Here is a 14,948-nt window from a genome sequence, read left to right as displayed (position 1 = left end):
TTTTGAACCGTTTTCTTGTAATTTCAACTGGTGGTACCATCGCTTCAGAGCAGGGCGAAGAAGGACTTGCGCCTGTTTTGACCGGAAATCAGCTGTTAAGGTACATACCTGCTCTACAAGAATTTGGGAAGGTAGATGTTCACGACCTCCTTTCAAAGGACAGCTCGAATATGTCCCCTCTCGACTGGAAACGCATCGCTATGTTCCTTCTCGAACAGGAAAAGCAGTATGACGGATTTATTATTCTTCACGGCACCGATACTATGGCCTATACATCTTCTGCCCTTTCATTTATGCTTCCAAGTTTTACAAAACCGGTGATCCTTACAGGTTCAATGCAGCCAATAACAGTATCTGGAACTGATGCCGCAGATAACATCTATACATCGTTTCTTTTTGCACGTGCCTTGTCTGAGGAAAAGAAAAAAGGCGTTGCCATTTCTTTTGGAAACCAGCTGATCCACGGCCCCCGCTCTCAAAAAATATTGAGCCGCGACTATACGGCATTTTCAAGTATTAATTACCCCCATCTCGGATATATCGAACAGGGAAGGGTTTTTTTAACCCATACACCCAAGCCAGGCTCGTCCCCTACCTTGGGGAAAGTTTGTTGCCGCCTCTCAAACTATCTCAGAACAAGGGCATACCTGTGGTCATCGCAACACAGTGTGTATATGGAGGTGTGGATCTTAATGTATACGAAGTAGGAAGAAAAACCCTCAAAATGGGAGTGATTTCTGGAAAAGATATGACCCGTGAAGCCATTATTACAAAACTTATGGTGTTACTCCCCCACCTAAAACCCTATGAGATCCCGGAATGGCTCCATACCAATATCTGTGATGAGATCACCCTTGGTGGTGAATAGAAACACCGTCTGAACATCGTTTGATGAGGTCGGAAATCTCTAGCTCTGCGCGGATTCCAAAACGAGTCAAGGCAAAATCGTACCGAGCCGGATCAAGGGGTGATATGATCTGAAAGGCACGGGTGATTTCCATTACAGTTTTTAGGTCAGCCTGCTTCCGTATGGTGAAATTGAGAGATCTGCCTATTTTATGCATATGGGTATCTACCGGAACGCAGATGTCTTTGGGTAAAAGGACTGTCCAGCCTCCGGGATCAACGCTATCATGACGTACCATCCATTTAAGAAACAGGAAAAAACGTTTACAGGCACTTCCGTCAGCTGGGGAAGCAAGGAGAGAACTTGCCCCTCCAGCCGCTTCTTTTAGGTTTTCGGCGAAGGCTGTTATCCCCTTAAAAACATTCCTCTCATTCTGTGCAGCAATACAGTGGGCAAGACACTCTTCAAGAGAACCAAAACGTATAAGGAGTCTTTTCACGCCCTTGAGAAAAGAAATGAGCTCTCTTCCAGAAGTAAAACGGTGTCTGAAATCATAATAAAGCTCTTCTAGCGCATCTTGCGAAGCTGAAAGAAGAAAGGAACCAGGGGCATGCTCCATTGGTGATAAAACGCGCTCGACACTGCGATGAATCTGCTGCACCCGTCCATAGGCAAGGGAAGAAGCAATGAGAGCCGCTATCTCCCTGTCTACCTTGTCAGAATAGCGGCGAGGAAATTCCACAGGATCAGGGTGAATCAGATCTGGACGGGTATAGGTTATATAAATTTCTTCCAAAACCTGTCTGTAGCATTCGGGGGAAAAAGGTCCCCCGAATGCAGGCGCTACCGTTTTATATTTTGTTTGTTTCATAGATTTTTTCTGCTATAGCTTCTCCCATAGCGTAACATTCTTTGAGATCCTCTTTTCGAGGTACATATTTTACTTTTATCCCCGGATGGGCGATCTTGATCTTCATTGCTTCCAGCTCCTGATTTAACAGCCTAACCGATTCACCAGCCCAACCATAGGACCCGAAGGCTGCCCCTACTTTATTTATAGGGCGCAACCCCTTCGCATAACAGATGAGATCAGCCATGCGAGGCAAAAACCCTGTGTTCAGGGTGGGGGATCCGAGCACCAGGCCTCTCCCTTCCAGTATTTCAGTCATCACATCACTGTGATGTACTACCCGTAAATCCATCACTACTGTTTCAATTCCTTTATTCATAAGTCCCTCAGCAACATATCGGGCCATTGTCTCTGTGCTATGCCACATGGTATCATACGCCACCACTGCCTTATCCTTACAAAGTCCTTCTGCCCATCTCCTATAGGCAGAAAGAACTTCAGGGACGCGACTCCTCCATATAATGCCGTGATCTGGGGCAATCATGTCTATTTCTATGTTCATGCCTGCTATTTCATCAAGTTTTTTAAGCATAAGAGAAGAATAGGGGAGTAAAATGTTTGCATAGTACTTGGCGGTTTGATCCATAAGCTCTCCCCACTCTGCTTCATCATCAAAACGCGCACTCGTAGAATAATGCTGTCCAAATCCATCGTTGGAAATAAGCAGGCGGTCTTCCTTTATATATGAAAACATGCTATCTGGCCAATGAAGCATCCTAGCTTCTATAAAAGAAACTGTCTTACCCCCAAGGGAAATCTCATCCCCTGTAGCAACTACATGTAACGGCCAGCTTTTTACAATGTCTCCAAAATGTTCTATGAGAGCGTCTTTACAGGGTTTTGAAAGAAATATCTTCTCAGGCCTGACTCTATCCACAACCATAGGAAGACTACCAGAATGATCCATCTCTGCATGGCTTACAATAATATAATCTATTTCCTCCAGATTCGTTACTTCCTCGATTCTTTCGATAAATTCTTCGTAATGAGTAGTCTTAACTGTATCGAAAAGAGCTACTTTATCACAACCTTTCACAATATAAGCATTGTAAGTGGAACCTTTTTCTGTAGAGTACCCATGAAAATCTCTCAACGTCCAATCCAGAACCCCTGTCCAGAATACACCCGGTTTGATCTCAAGCGGTATCATTCCTATTTCAACCTCCCGTTCTATGCCTCATGTAAAGAGCTTTATTTTAGCACATTAAAAATGGATGAAGGAGCTTTCTCCGGCGATTTCCCTTTTTTAATAGAGTGATAATCTGCATAGAGCAAAGGTTTTCCTTCCTTCAAGGCTTTAGCGGCCTCAACTTGAGCAATAAAAAGTTTGTGGGTATATACATCTATGACTGAAAGGACTTTGGCTTCTACAGAAGCAAGAGTAAAGTCAGTAACCACCGGAAGTCCTGTGGAACCTGTGATATAAGAGCAGGCATTAAACTTATCAAAATCACGGCCGCAATGAAAACCAAATATGCCTATAAATTTCAGGGGCACACTCTCTTCTAATACAGAAACTGAAAAGCGACGGCTTTTCTCAACCAATTCTGTAGTGTAATTATCTTTGTGAAGACATGCCGCTATGCAAATTGGATCACTTGTCACCTGTATCAAAGCATTTATAATCTGTCCGTTTTTCTTACCCTCAAATTCCGTACTTAATATATATACTCCGTAACTTAAAGAGAAAAGAGCTCTGGGATCAATACTATTCATTGTATTTCCCCTTCCCTTTTTATAATAAAGGGGCATGAGCACCTTCTGCCCCTGCCCCTTCGCTTCGATATCTCTTATCTATAAGGTTAACGATAAATTAGTCTTCTGATTCAGTAGAGAACGGTGTCTGCCCCCGAGCTCCCAACTCTTTATCAAGCATATAGAGGCCATGTTTCGAATCAGAGACAAACTCCAGCTTATGAATGATCTCTTCGGCATGAGCTTCCTCTTCAACCTGTTCCGTAACATACCACTGAAGAAAAATCTGGCTGGCGTGGTCTCTCTCTTCAATAGCCAAGTCAACAAGGTCATTAATACGTCTTGTTACATAACGCTCGTGATCCAATGCTCCCTTAAAAACATCCATGGGGGATTTCCACTCAAAAGGAGGTTCTGCAATAGCCTGAAGCTTAACTCTTCCCCCACGCTCAACAACATAGTGGTAGAATTTCATGGCATGGGTCTGCTCTTCAAAGGCCTGCACATGCATCCAATTGGCCATCCCCATGAGGTTCTGCTCCTCAAAATAAGCTGCCATTGCTAAATATAAATAACCTGAATAGAGCTCTGCATTGATCTGATCGTTAATAGCGTCCTGCATTTTCTTTGATATCATAGTCTACTTCCCTGCCTTCCATAGTCCGTGTATATTGCAATATTCTCTGCTTAATTCTGGCGTAATTTCATGAAATTCAGCTTCAGGAGCATCTCCTGGATTCAAGAATTGACGGTAAATTTTATCCCCTGAAATAACTTCTATCCATTCAATGTAATGCTCAGGTTTCATAGGATGGGGAACACTTCCTACCTTAACTTTTGATCCTTCAATAACTGGCACATGTTTCTCCGTCGAAGCATCGGCCGTCTGTTCCTCTAAAAGTTTCATAGGCTGATTGCAGCAAACAAGTTGTCCTGCTCCGGCATGAAGCACTTCCACAACATTGCCACATAAATCACACTTATATACTTCTAACCTCTTCGTCATCGTCATTCCTCCTCTTGTATGATTTTTGTGTTTGAGATAGTAAAAACTGTATACCTTTTCAGTAGAATTCTCTTTGATTATAACATTATTATCACAGCTATATCCTACCGAGTCGCTAAACTTAATGTATTCATTAATAATATACGGAATATGGGTATATTTGTCAAATTCAGAAAGACAGATCTACCTAACATTTTCGTCTTTAAAAACAGGAATTTTTAAAAAAACAGAGTAAAGAACTGGTACGATAATTAACGTCAAAACCGTGGCAAAAGCCAAGCCAAACATAATAGTAACTGCCAGAGCAGAAAAGAGAATATCAAAATAAAGAGGGATCATACCTAAAACCGTGGTAATAGCTGCCATAAGAACAGGACGAGCACGACTCATAGCCGAATCCACTATAGCTGAAAAGCCCTCTTTTCCTTCCCGTATTTCGAGATCGATCTGATCAATAAGCACAATGGCATTTTTTATGAGCATGCCAGCAAGGCTCAAGAATCCCAGGAGAGCCATAAAGTCAAAAGATTTATGAAAAAGAAGTAATCCCGCCGTTACACCAATAATGGACAAGGGGAGACAAAGAAGGATCATAATGGGTTGTTTAAACCCGTTAAAAAGAACAACTAATATAGCGACCATGGCTAAAAAAGCAATAGGAATCATCCCCACAAGTCCACCTTGAGCTTTTTGAGAACTTTCATACTCGCCTCCCCTACTGAGGCTATATCCTAAAGGAAGAGAAATATTTTCCAGTTCGGGCTTTATACGAGCAAATAAAAGACCTGTTTTCCCAGAACGGGAATCACACTCTACAGAAAAAGTCCTCATACGATTTCGCCTATAAATAACGGGGTCTTCAGCTATGGTATCAATGCTTTTTGTAATCTGAGTTAAGGCTATATATTTTCTCATAAGGGGGCTCCACACTTCTACTTCTGGAAGTGCCCCCAGTCTCGCCCTATCCGCTTTAGGCAATCTAGCTATAATAGGGAGGAGTTTATCCCTCTCTCTGTATAAGCCTGCTTGTATACCCGAAAAGGACATCTCAAGGGCCGATGCTACATCTTGCCGTGTTAAACCAGCTTGTCGGGTTCGCACCTCATCAAGTACGGGACGAATAACCTTGACCCTTTCTCCCCAGTCGCTCCGGATGTTCATCGAATCGGGGGCGTTCCTCATCATATAAAAAGCTTCTTCTCCTAGACGTCGTAAAACACGAGGATCGTCCCCCGTAAACCTCGCCTGTATTTTTGCACCTCCCCCTGTTCCTTTACTAAAGGAACGAACCCTGGGGTCGATATCTGGCATTTCTATATTCATGAAATTTCCCAGTTTACGACGTAAAGACTCTGCTGATTTCAAATCCTTAGCTTCCACTATCAAGTGTCCATAACTATCAGAAGAATCACTTGGCGTATAGGTGAGAATAAAACGAAGGGCTCCCTGTCCCACGTAGCTTGCTACAGAAACTGTCTCTGGCTGTTTCAAAATAAAAGCTTCAACTTTTTCTACCTCTCTCTGGGTCTCTTCTATATAAGCACCCCGAGGACGCCAAAATTCCACTGTAAAAAGGGGGCTTGAGGAGCTTGGGAAAAAAGATTGATCCACAAACGTAAAGCCTATGAGAGCAGAACCAAGCAAACAAACCATAACCAATATTGTTACCTTTCTCTTACGAATACACGCCTTGAGAAATCTTCTATACACCCTATAAAGTTTTGTATCGTAGGGAATTTCTGCTTTTGCTGAAGTTTTTAAAAAACGCACACCGGCTACAGGAGTAACGGTAACGGCAAGCACCCAACTTATAATCAAGGAAATCCCCACCACCTGAAAAAGGCTTTGGCAAAACTCCCCTGTGCTATCTGGGGACAGGCCAATAGGAGCAAAAGCTATAACAGCAATAAAAGTAGCTCCCAACAAAGGCCATTGAGTTTGAGTCACAACACCCACGGCAGAAGATATTCTATCCTCACCACTTTGTATCCGCACAAGAAGGCCATCAGCAACAACGATGGCGTTGTCCACTAGCATTCCCAAAGCTACAATCAATGCTCCAAGAGAAATACTATGAAGATCTATCCTCACAAGTTTCATTGCGATAAAAGTGGCAAAAATTGTAAGCAACAATACCCCGCCAATAAGCATCCCACTGCGGAAACCCATAAATATAAGTAATATGGCAATAACTATACTCAGAGCTTCCAGAAGATTTAATAAAAAGTTATTAATTGCCTTTTGAACTGTATCCGACTGGTAGTAAATAAGCCCTAAATTCATGCCGATAGGAGTCTGCGGCTCTAGTTCCTTGAGCCGCTTCTTTATGGCTTCTCCCATAGCAATAACGTTGCCACCTTCTACGTTGGAGATACCGATTCCAACAGCAGGACTTCCGTTATAACGCATAATTGCCCGTGTCGGCTCTATATAATTACGAGTAACTGTAGCTATGTCATCTAAACGGATCAGCACCCTCGAGGAAGATGCAAGAAGTAACGCCCCTACTTGTTCGACAGAAGAAAACTCCCCAGTTGGAGTTATGCGAATATACTCTGCCCCCGCTCTCACTTTCCCCGATGGAACCACGAAATTCTGAGCTTTGAGAACTTGAAAAAGTTCTCCCATAGAGATACCGAGCTGACTAAGTTTCGTTCTGGAAATTTCTACATAAATAGCCTCTTTTTGTATGCCTGTCACTTCAACACTTGCAACCCCAGGAACAAGGAGCAACTCCCTACGCAGATAATCGGCAAAATCTTCAAGTTCTCTGTAAGAATATCCTTCGCCAGTAAGGGCAAAATAAACTCCATATACATCTCCGTAGTCATCGTTAACTAAAGAACGACTTGTTCCTGGTGGCAAATGCTCTTGAACATCATTTATTTTCCGTCGTAACTCGTCCCATATTTGAGGCAAATCTTTTGCTGTATACGTATCTTTAATATCTACATACACAAGAGAAACGCCTTCCTGAGAAAGAGACCGGACCTTATCCACTTGTCCCATCTGTTGAGCAGCCCGTTCTATAACTTCCGTTACCTCTTCCTCCACTTCTTTTGGCGTAGCTCCTGGATAAGCAGTGGTAACTACTGCGGTCTTAATAGTAAAGGCAGGATCTTCCAGTTTTCCTAATCCTTTATAGGCAAAAACTCCACCTATAATCAAAAAAACTGTAAAAAACCACGTCACGTATCTCTTTTGAATTGAATATTCTGCAATATTCATAATAGGCCTCTACTCGTTAGGAGAAAGGAACGTTACTGGATCCCCTTCGGCTAAATAATTCACTCCAGCCGTAACGACACGATTTCCAACTGTAATATTCCCACCAACAATGACCATATCGCCTTGATACGAATGAATATATACTTCCACCTTATGAACCGTCATGGTTTCTTCATTGATAATCCAAAGGAAATGCGTTGTTCCCTCTCCTGGAACAACGGCTATAGAAGGGACTGCAAATCCTTTAACCTCATGGGCCCCGTTTTGCCCAGTAAATTCAACATTCGCAGTCATACCTGGCAAAACAACTATGTCCTTCGGGTAAGGCATCGTGAATGTAACTGCATACGTCTGTGTTTGTGGGTCGGCTTCTGTAGATATCTCCTTAAAGACAAGAGAGTATTGAGTGTTGGGTGCTGCCTCAAAAGACGAAGATACTCCTAAAGAAGTATTTAAACGAAATTTCATAATATCCTGTTCTGGAATAGAGATCACTATTTCAACCTCTTCCAGATTTTGTAAACTTACAATCGGTTGGTCCTTTTGCACGCTTTGAAAATTGTCCACATATCGAGCAGCAATAATACCTTTAAAAGGAGCTTTGAGTTCTGTATCATCCAAGGCACTTTGAGCAGCTTGAACTTGAGATTCTAACCCCTGTATAGTAGCTTCCATCGCCGCAATGTCTTCAGCCCTAGCACCACTTTTTGCCTTCTGAAGTTCCTGACTAGCAGCATTCACTTCCCCTTTCGCCACCTCATAGGTTGTTTTTGACCGCTCTAAATCTACTTGAGCAACAACTCCTTCCTTAAATAAGCGTTCCATCCTTTTATAATCTGCTTCTGCCTCTGCCAATTTGGCTTTCGCCGAAGCAACTTGAGAAGATAAAGCCGAAATTTCTTCTCTTCTTGCTCCAGCTCTCATAGCAGACAGCTGTGCTTTAGCATTATTCAGGGCGCTCTGAGCATTCATCAATTGAACTTTGAAATCTCGAGGATCTATTTGGGCAACAAGATCGCCCTTATTTATAGGTTCACCTTTCTTCACTGGTAACTCAATAAGAGGACCTGACACTCTAAAAGAGAGATCTGCTGTCTTTGAGGCAAGGACTTTACCTGGAAATACGCGTCGTAAAACAACGTCTGGGGCAGAAAGGGTTATATATTTTACAGGACGAGCGATTTTTTCCACAACCTTCTCTTTTTGTTCCTCTTTTCTATTCGATAAAAGGAAAAAACCTCCAACAACAATAAGGATGGCAGCCACGCCCCATAGTCTTTTAAATCTCATTATCTCTCACCTCTATCTTCTCATCGTATTAATTTATAACAGGGTCAACCACCAGTAACGCAACCTCGTATATTCGTTTTGTAATTCCATTCTGTTAATTTTAAAAAACAAGAAATTTATACTCTTTTATTTTAAAATAAATCTTCAAAAAATAGGGTATACAAAAACAAAAAATCACCCAATCTTCTTCCTTCTCGATACGATCCCATTCTTTTGTGATTAAAATTATTTTTGCTTTCTTTATAACGCAAAAGCCCAACCTTTTTTTCAGGTTGGGCTTTTTTAACATGTAAACAATTTTTTGTAAGAGCAGCGTTTCAAAAGATTGCTACTGCGCTGAAAGTCCCCGCTCTTTTAATGTTCCTGGGATAACATTATCCCAAAATGCCGCACAAATACCTGCGACAGCCATGGGCGTTTTCATAATGGCCCAGAGAACCTGACCTATAATACCAATAGAAAAGAATGCATCTTTTTGAGCTTCCACCCACCCAGGGAGACCTAGAGCCATAAGAAAGGCAAAACCTACAATGAGAACGTTCCGTTGGCTAGTCATGTCCGCCCGAAGAAGAATCTGGATACCAAGAGCTCCGATAATGCCAAAAAGGGCAATATAAGCACCGCCAATAACAGGACTTGGAATCGTTGCGATGAGGGCACCAATCTTTCCTACAAAGCTCATAAGGATAAGGAGAATGGCGCCTGTGCGAACTACCCATCGAGAAGCCACACCTGTAAGTCCTATAAGTCCAATATTCTCTGTGTAGGATGTGGTGGCTACAGCTCCAAGCGCCCCAGCGATCGCACAGTTGAGCCCTTCCGCTCCAATCCCTCTATTAATGGTGGCTGGTGCGGGATCTGGCAACCCCGCCACATAGGAGCAAGAGTGATAATCTCCAATGGATTCAATCATTACGGCAAAGAACCCAGCAATTATGGCCCCAAAGGAAAGGATATCAAACTTTGGCAAACCCCATGGCATAATACCAGTGAAACGGAACCAGGGAGCATCCGCCACACTGGCTAGATTTATAAAAGCAGGATGTTCGCTTGGGAAAAAGCCTAGAAGAGAACCTGCTAAGGCTGCTAGATAAGCAATGCTTATAGAGGCAAGGATAGCAAATATGTTGAAATATTTATTTTTACTCATAAGACTGAAAAAGAATACACACACAACAACAATCAATGAAATGGGCCAATAATTGGCCGCATTACCCTGAATGGCAACTGGAGCCAAAGAAAACCCGATCGCCATGATCGTGGGGCCTATAACTATAGGGGTAATGACTTTTCTAATAACCCCTACTATTCTACTATAACCGATGATCGAAAGAAGAATCCCTCCTGCGATAAGGGCACCTCCTACATGCTGCATTACCGCGGCAGGGCCCGCTGCGCCATAAGCTGCAATAATAGTCATAATTGGAGGGATAAAACTGAAACTGGAACCTTGAACAATGGGAAGACCTGATCCCAACCTGGGGTGGGTCTGAATAAGGGTGGCAATACCCATAGCTAAATAAACGCAAGAAATAAAAAAGCCAATCTCTGCCGTCGTCATCCCCATGGCTGGGCCAAAAATAAGAGGGACAAGAGTAGTAGCGCCAAATAACGTTAAAACGTGTTGAAATCCTGCTAACACCATAATCGGGAATGGAGGTTTGTCATCCACCCCGTAAATCAGGTTTTTGCTAGCCATCGTAACACCTCCATTTTTATACTGGCGACATTGTATCAAAAAGGGCAATCGGTTGCATAAAATTTTCATTAACTTGCAAGTTTTTTTAAGATATAATAAAAACACACGGAGGTGGTCTTATGGATAAAGATTTTATGTTTGATGTTAAACGTTGTGCAGAGGTTTTACTCTCTTCTCGAAAAGTGGTCCTTTTAAGCGGAGCTGGTATGTCAACAAATGCGGGCATCCCTGACTTTAGAGGCCCAAATGGCATTTATAGAAAAAAAATGAAAACTGATCCTGAACTTATTTTCGATATTGATTATTTTTATCAAAATCCGTCATTCTTTTATGAATTCCACCGAGAGTTTCTAAAGACTATTAATGAGATACAACCCACATTTTCCCATTATTTTTTTTCTAACATGGAAAAGGGTGGGCTGCTTAAGGGGATTATTACACAAAACATCGATGCTCTGCATCAAAAAGCAGGTTCGGAAAAAGTATTTGAAATTCATGGCAGCATGTGGCAAAGCTTCTGCACCCGATGCGGTCAAGAATATGATTATAAAACTTCTTTCCACAAGGTTCTTAAAGAAAAGGTCCCTCTTTGTGATATCTGTAAAGGTGTTATTAAGCCTGATGTCGTTTTCTTTGGTGAAAATGTAAAGTATCTCAATGAATGTCAGACCCTCATAAAAAATGCAGACATTCTTTTTGTCGTGGGGTCGTCCCTGACGGTAACTCCAGCAGCTTATCTCCCATCTATGTGTTCAGGAAAGATAGTTGTGATCAACAAAGGAGAGATATCTCACGACTATCTGAGCCCTGGAAGGATTTTTATCCATGGGAAATACGATATCGATGAATTTTTTAACGCTCTAGAAGTGGAATTGTCAAATATAGAAGGCAATCCTAAGAGAAAATGAGTTGCCATTAACGTTGGGTCATACTACTATTTTAGTGTTCATTTACCCCCTTGGTTTTCGGAAGAGTGATCAGGTCTGATTTTTGCGTTGTCTTTATGGAATTTATTGAATATCCGGGGTTTTCGAAGGCGATTTGGAGTGTTTTAAGGTGTTTTGAAGGCATAAAAAAAGATCCCTGGCGGCGACCTACTCTCCCACAGATAGCCTCTGCAGTACCATGGGCGCTGGAGGGCTTAACGTCCGGGTTCGGCATGGAACCGGGTGTGGCCCCTCCGCTGTGACCACCAGAGATCTCAAATCTACTCTTTCGCACAACAACACAGAAATGAGGGAAGAAATTCAAGGGAAAATGAGAATAAGGCCTCGGCGTATTAGTACCGGTCAGCTCAAAGCCTCTCAGCTCGTACACTTCCGGCCTATCAATCCTGTCATCTTCAGGACGCCTTACTTCCCTATCGGAATGGGGTATCTCATCTTGGAGGCGGCTTCCCGCTTAGATGCCTTCAGCGGTTATCCGACCCGAACATAGCTACCCGGCTTATGCAGCGGGCGCTACAACCGGTACACCAGAGGTTCGTCCACTTCGGTCCTCTCGTACTAGAAGCAGATCTCCTCAAATACCCTACGCCTATGGTGGATAGGGACCGAACTGTCTCACGACGTTCTAAACCCAGCTCACGTACCGCTTTAATGGGCGAACAGACCAACCCTTGGGACCTGCTTCAGCCCCAGGATGCGACGAGCCGACATCGAGGTGCCAAACCCTGCCGTCGATAGGAACTCTCGGGCAGGATCAGCCTGTTATCCCCGGGGTAGCTTTTATCCGTTGAGCGACGGCCCTTCCACTCGGTACCGCCGGATCACTAAGACCAACTTTCGTTCCTGTTCGAAACGTCTCTCTCACAGTCAAGCCACCTTATACCTTTGCGCTCTCTATGGGCGGTTTCCATACGCCCTGAGGTGACCTTTGCGCGCCTCCGTTACTCTTTAGGAGGCGACCGCCCCAGTCAAACTGCCCACCTGACACTGTCCTGCCAGCCGATTCAGACTAAACAGTTAGAACTTCAGCATGTCAAGGGTGGTATCCCAACAGCGGCTCCCGCAAAGCTGACGCCCTGCGTTCTATGCCTCCCACCTATCCTGTACATGACAGACCAAAATCCAATATCAGGCTACAGTAAAGCTCCACGGGGTCTTTCCGTCCCACCACAGGTAACTGGCGTCTTTACCAGTACCACAATTTCACCGGGTCCCTCGTTGAGACAGTGCTCAGATCGTTACACCATTCGTGCAGGTCGGAACTTACCCGACAAGGAATTTCGCTACCTTAGGACCGTTATAGTTACGGCCGCCGTTTACTGGGGCTTCATTTCAAAGCGTCGCTTGCGCTAACCTCTCCATTTAACCTTCCAGCACCGGGCAGGTGTCAGTCCCTATACTTCGGCTTACGCCTTATGCAGAGACCTGTGTTTTTAGTAAACAGTCGCCTGAGCCTGGTTTCTGCGACCACCCTTAGCTCCATATGATTTACACTTCACCAGAGTGGCACCCCTTCTCCCTAGGTTACGGGGTCAACTTGCAGAGTTCCTTAACGAGGGTTTTCCCGCTCACCTGAGCCTTCTCAGCTAGCCCACCTGCGTCGGTTTCGGGTACGGGCAGCCTATACCTCCCTAGAGGCTTTTCTCGACAGCCGAGCTTCAATGACTTCGATCCCGTGGGATCTCCCCATCAGACCTCAGAAATAGCGCCTCGGATTTGCCTGAAGCGCCTTCCTACATCCTTGGACCGGGTATTCCATCACCCGGAGCACCTAGCTTTCTGTGTCACCCCTTCAGTTATAACGGCATAGGCCGGGGCAGGAATGTCTACCTGCTGTCCATCGACTACGCTCTTCAGCCTCGTCTTAGGTCCCGCCTAACCCTGGGAGGATGAACCTTCCCCAGGAAACCTTGGGCTTTCGGTGAGTACGTTTCTCACGCACTTCGCGTTACTCATGCCGACATTCTCACTTCCATACAGTCCACGCGACCTCGCGGTTCGGCTTCACCCCGTATGGAACGCTCCCCTACCGATATATACTCATTCGCACATATCCCGCAGCTTCGGCAGTATGCTTAGCCCCCTACATTTTCGGCGCAAAAGTCCTCGACCAGTGAGCTGTTACGCACTCTTTAAAGGGTGGCTGCTTCTAAGCCAACCTCCTGGCTGTCCAGGCACTCTCACATCCTTGCCACACTTAGCATACACTTAGGGACCTTAGCTGACGGTCTGGGCTGTTTCCCTCACGACCACGGACCTTCTCACCCGTAGTCTCACTCCCGCAATACAGATATGGTATTCGAAGTTTGGTTGAATTTGGTAGGACCCCAGTCCCCCGCATCCATCCAGAGCTCTACCCCCATATCTGAACTCGCAAGGCTGCACCTCAATGCATATCGGGGAGAACCAGCTATCACCGCACTCGATTAGCTTTTCACTCCGATCCACAGCTCATCCAAATCTTTTTCAACAGATACTGGTTCGGTCCTCCATCCGGCTTCACCCGGACTTCAACCTGGCCATGGATAGATCGTACGGCTTCGGGTCTATTAAACGAAACTAACGCCCTATTAAGACTCGGTTTCCCTACGGCTACAGTGCTAACGCACCTTAACCTCGCTACGTCTAATAACTCGTCGGCTCATTTTACAAAAGGCACACCGTCACGCTCATAACATCGCTGCCACTCGCGCTCCGATTGCTTGTAGGCACACGGGTTCAGGTCTATTTCACTCCCCGCCAGGGGTGCTTTTCACCTTTCCCTCTCGGTACTGATTCTCTATCGGTCACCAGCAGTATTTAGCCTTGGATGATGGTCCACCCTGATTCAACCGGAATTCCACGTGCTCCGGCCTACTCGGGAGATCCTCTCAGAGGTCGTTACCTGTCGCCTACTGGGCTATCACCTTCTATGGCCTGCTTTCCCAACACAGTTCGGCTAGATAACAACTTTGTAACTCCAACGTCAGCCTGCGGGCTGACATGAGGATTCCCACAACCCCGACAACACAACGACCGCAGCCTTACATGCCATCGGTTTAGGCTATTCCCCTTTCGCTCACCACTACTCAGGGAATCTCTTCGATTTCTCTTCCTCCGGCTACTGAGATGTTTCACTTCGCCGGGTTCCATCCACTTATGGACGCCTGGATTCCTCCAGGCAGGTTGCCCCATTCGGACATCTGCGGGTCAAAGGCCGCTTGCGCCTATCCGCAGCTTTTCGCAGCTTGCCACGTCCTTCGTCGGCTGCTGGTGCCAAGGCATTCACCGTATGCCCTTTATACCTTATTCTACTTACTTTCCCTCGATTACTTCCCTCTATTCCT

The 14,948-nt window shown here is 44.7% G+C and carries 11 protein-coding genes and 2 rRNA genes; 3 read left to right on the top strand and 10 right to left on the bottom strand.

All coding sequences use genetic code 11. From position 1 onward, the window contains the following. Positions 1-2: 2 nt before the first annotated feature. Entirely contained in the window at positions 3-707 is a 705-nt protein-coding gene (locus AMICO_RS02060; RefSeq protein WP_052292783.1) for an asparaginase domain-containing protein, read from the top strand. After that, complete coding sequence (locus AMICO_RS02055; protein ID WP_244392421.1) at positions 650-868, top strand: hypothetical protein; 219 nt, start codon at positions 650-652, stop codon at positions 866-868. Before AMICO_RS02060 ends, AMICO_RS02055 begins: the two co-directional genes overlap by 58 nt. On the opposite strand, the gene AMICO_RS02050 is transcribed toward AMICO_RS02055, so the two are convergent. From AMICO_RS02050 to AMICO_RS02010, 8 genes are all read right to left on the bottom strand, one after another. Next, positions 849-1,718, bottom strand: a complete 870-nt coding sequence (locus AMICO_RS02050) for a TIGR02757 family protein (RefSeq protein ID WP_013047812.1) — start codon at positions 1,716-1,718, stop codon at positions 849-851. The genes AMICO_RS02055 and AMICO_RS02050 overlap by 20 nt on opposite strands. Further along, positions 1,699-2,907: an FprA family A-type flavoprotein gene (locus AMICO_RS02045; protein ID WP_013047811.1), complete on the bottom strand. Its 1,209-nt coding sequence runs from the start codon at positions 2,905-2,907 to the stop codon at positions 1,699-1,701. The genes AMICO_RS02050 and AMICO_RS02045 overlap by 20 nt, the downstream gene beginning before the upstream one ends. A 41-nt stretch (positions 2,908-2,948) precedes the next feature. After that, positions 2,949-3,473, bottom strand: coding sequence for a flavin reductase family protein (locus tag AMICO_RS02040; RefSeq protein WP_013047810.1), 525 nt, complete (start codon positions 3,471-3,473; stop codon positions 2,949-2,951). Between the two features lie 97 nt (positions 3,474-3,570). Continuing rightward, the gene (locus tag AMICO_RS02035; RefSeq protein WP_013047809.1) at positions 3,571-4,089 is read right to left on the bottom strand and encodes a ferritin; all 519 of its coding nucleotides are present in this window, start codon (positions 4,087-4,089) and stop codon (positions 3,571-3,573) included. A 3-nt stretch (positions 4,090-4,092) separates the two neighbouring features. Further along, positions 4,093-4,458 carry a desulfoferrodoxin gene (locus AMICO_RS02030; RefSeq protein ID WP_013047808.1) on the bottom strand — a complete coding sequence of 122 codons (366 nt, stop codon included), beginning with the start codon at positions 4,456-4,458 and terminating at the stop codon, positions 4,093-4,095. A gap of 183 nt (positions 4,459-4,641) precedes the next feature. Then, positions 4,642-7,686, bottom strand: a complete 3,045-nt coding sequence (locus tag AMICO_RS02025) for an efflux RND transporter permease subunit (RefSeq protein WP_013047807.1) — start codon at positions 7,684-7,686, stop codon at positions 4,642-4,644. A 9-nt stretch (positions 7,687-7,695) separates the two neighbouring features. Further along, on the bottom strand, positions 7,696-8,976 hold the full coding sequence (locus AMICO_RS02020) for an efflux RND transporter periplasmic adaptor subunit (protein WP_013047806.1): 1,281 nt from the start codon (positions 8,974-8,976) through the stop codon (positions 7,696-7,698). Between the two features lie 328 nt (positions 8,977-9,304). Next, entirely contained in the window at positions 9,305-10,675 is a 1,371-nt protein-coding gene (locus AMICO_RS02010) for a uracil-xanthine permease family protein (RefSeq protein WP_013047805.1), read from the bottom strand. Positions 10,676-10,794: 119 nt separating this feature from the next. On the opposite strand from AMICO_RS02010, the gene AMICO_RS02005 reads away from it, so the two are divergent. Continuing rightward, a complete protein-coding gene (locus tag AMICO_RS02005) occupies positions 10,795-11,583 on the top strand; it encodes an SIR2 family NAD-dependent protein deacylase (RefSeq protein WP_013047804.1) in 789 nt (262 codons plus the stop codon). 173 nt (positions 11,584-11,756) lie between these two features. Here the strand turns inward: AMICO_RS02005 and rrf are convergent. Both rrf and AMICO_RS01995 read right to left on the bottom strand, forming a co-directional pair. Then, positions 11,757-11,872, bottom strand: a 5S ribosomal RNA gene (rrf, locus tag AMICO_RS02000). A gap of 62 nt (positions 11,873-11,934) precedes the next feature. Then, a 23S ribosomal RNA gene (locus AMICO_RS01995) occupies positions 11,935-14,913 on the bottom strand. Positions 14,914-14,948: the final 35 nt, after the last annotated feature.

Source organism: Aminobacterium colombiense DSM 12261, from assembly GCF_000025885.1.
GTDB classification, from domain to species: Bacteria; Synergistota; Synergistia; order Synergistales; family Aminobacteriaceae; genus Aminobacterium; species Aminobacterium colombiense.
The sequence above is the reverse complement of the archived record's forward strand: the minus strand, read 5'-3'. Positions and strand labels throughout refer to the sequence as shown.

Bases quoted from the DNA above. Each gene is read 5' to 3' on its own strand.
- AMICO_RS02050 (WP_013047812.1), bottom strand. From the start codon at position 1,718: ATGAAACAAACAAAATATAAAACGGTAGCGCCTGCATTCGGGGGACCT.
- AMICO_RS02045 (WP_013047811.1), bottom strand. From the start codon at position 2,907: ATGATACCGCTTGAGATCAAACCGGGTGTATTCTGGACAGGGGTTCTG.
- AMICO_RS02040 (WP_013047810.1), bottom strand. From the start codon at position 3,473: ATGAATAGTATTGATCCCAGAGCTCTTTTCTCTTTAAGTTACGGAGTA.
- AMICO_RS02035 (WP_013047809.1), bottom strand. From the start codon at position 4,089: ATGATATCAAAGAAAATGCAGGACGCTATTAACGATCAGATCAATGCA.
- AMICO_RS02030 (WP_013047808.1), bottom strand. From the start codon at position 4,458: ATGACGAAGAGGTTAGAAGTATATAAGTGTGATTTATGTGGCAATGTT.
- AMICO_RS02025 (WP_013047807.1), bottom strand. From the start codon at position 7,686: ATGAATATTGCAGAATATTCAATTCAAAAGAGATACGTGACGTGGTTT.
- AMICO_RS02020 (WP_013047806.1), bottom strand. From the start codon at position 8,976: ATGAGATTTAAAAGACTATGGGGCGTGGCTGCCATCCTTATTGTTGTT.
- AMICO_RS02010 (WP_013047805.1), bottom strand. From the start codon at position 10,675: ATGGCTAGCAAAAACCTGATTTACGGGGTGGATGACAAACCTCCATTC.
- AMICO_RS02005 (WP_013047804.1), top strand. From the start codon at position 10,795: ATGGATAAAGATTTTATGTTTGATGTTAAACGTTGTGCAGAGGTTTTA.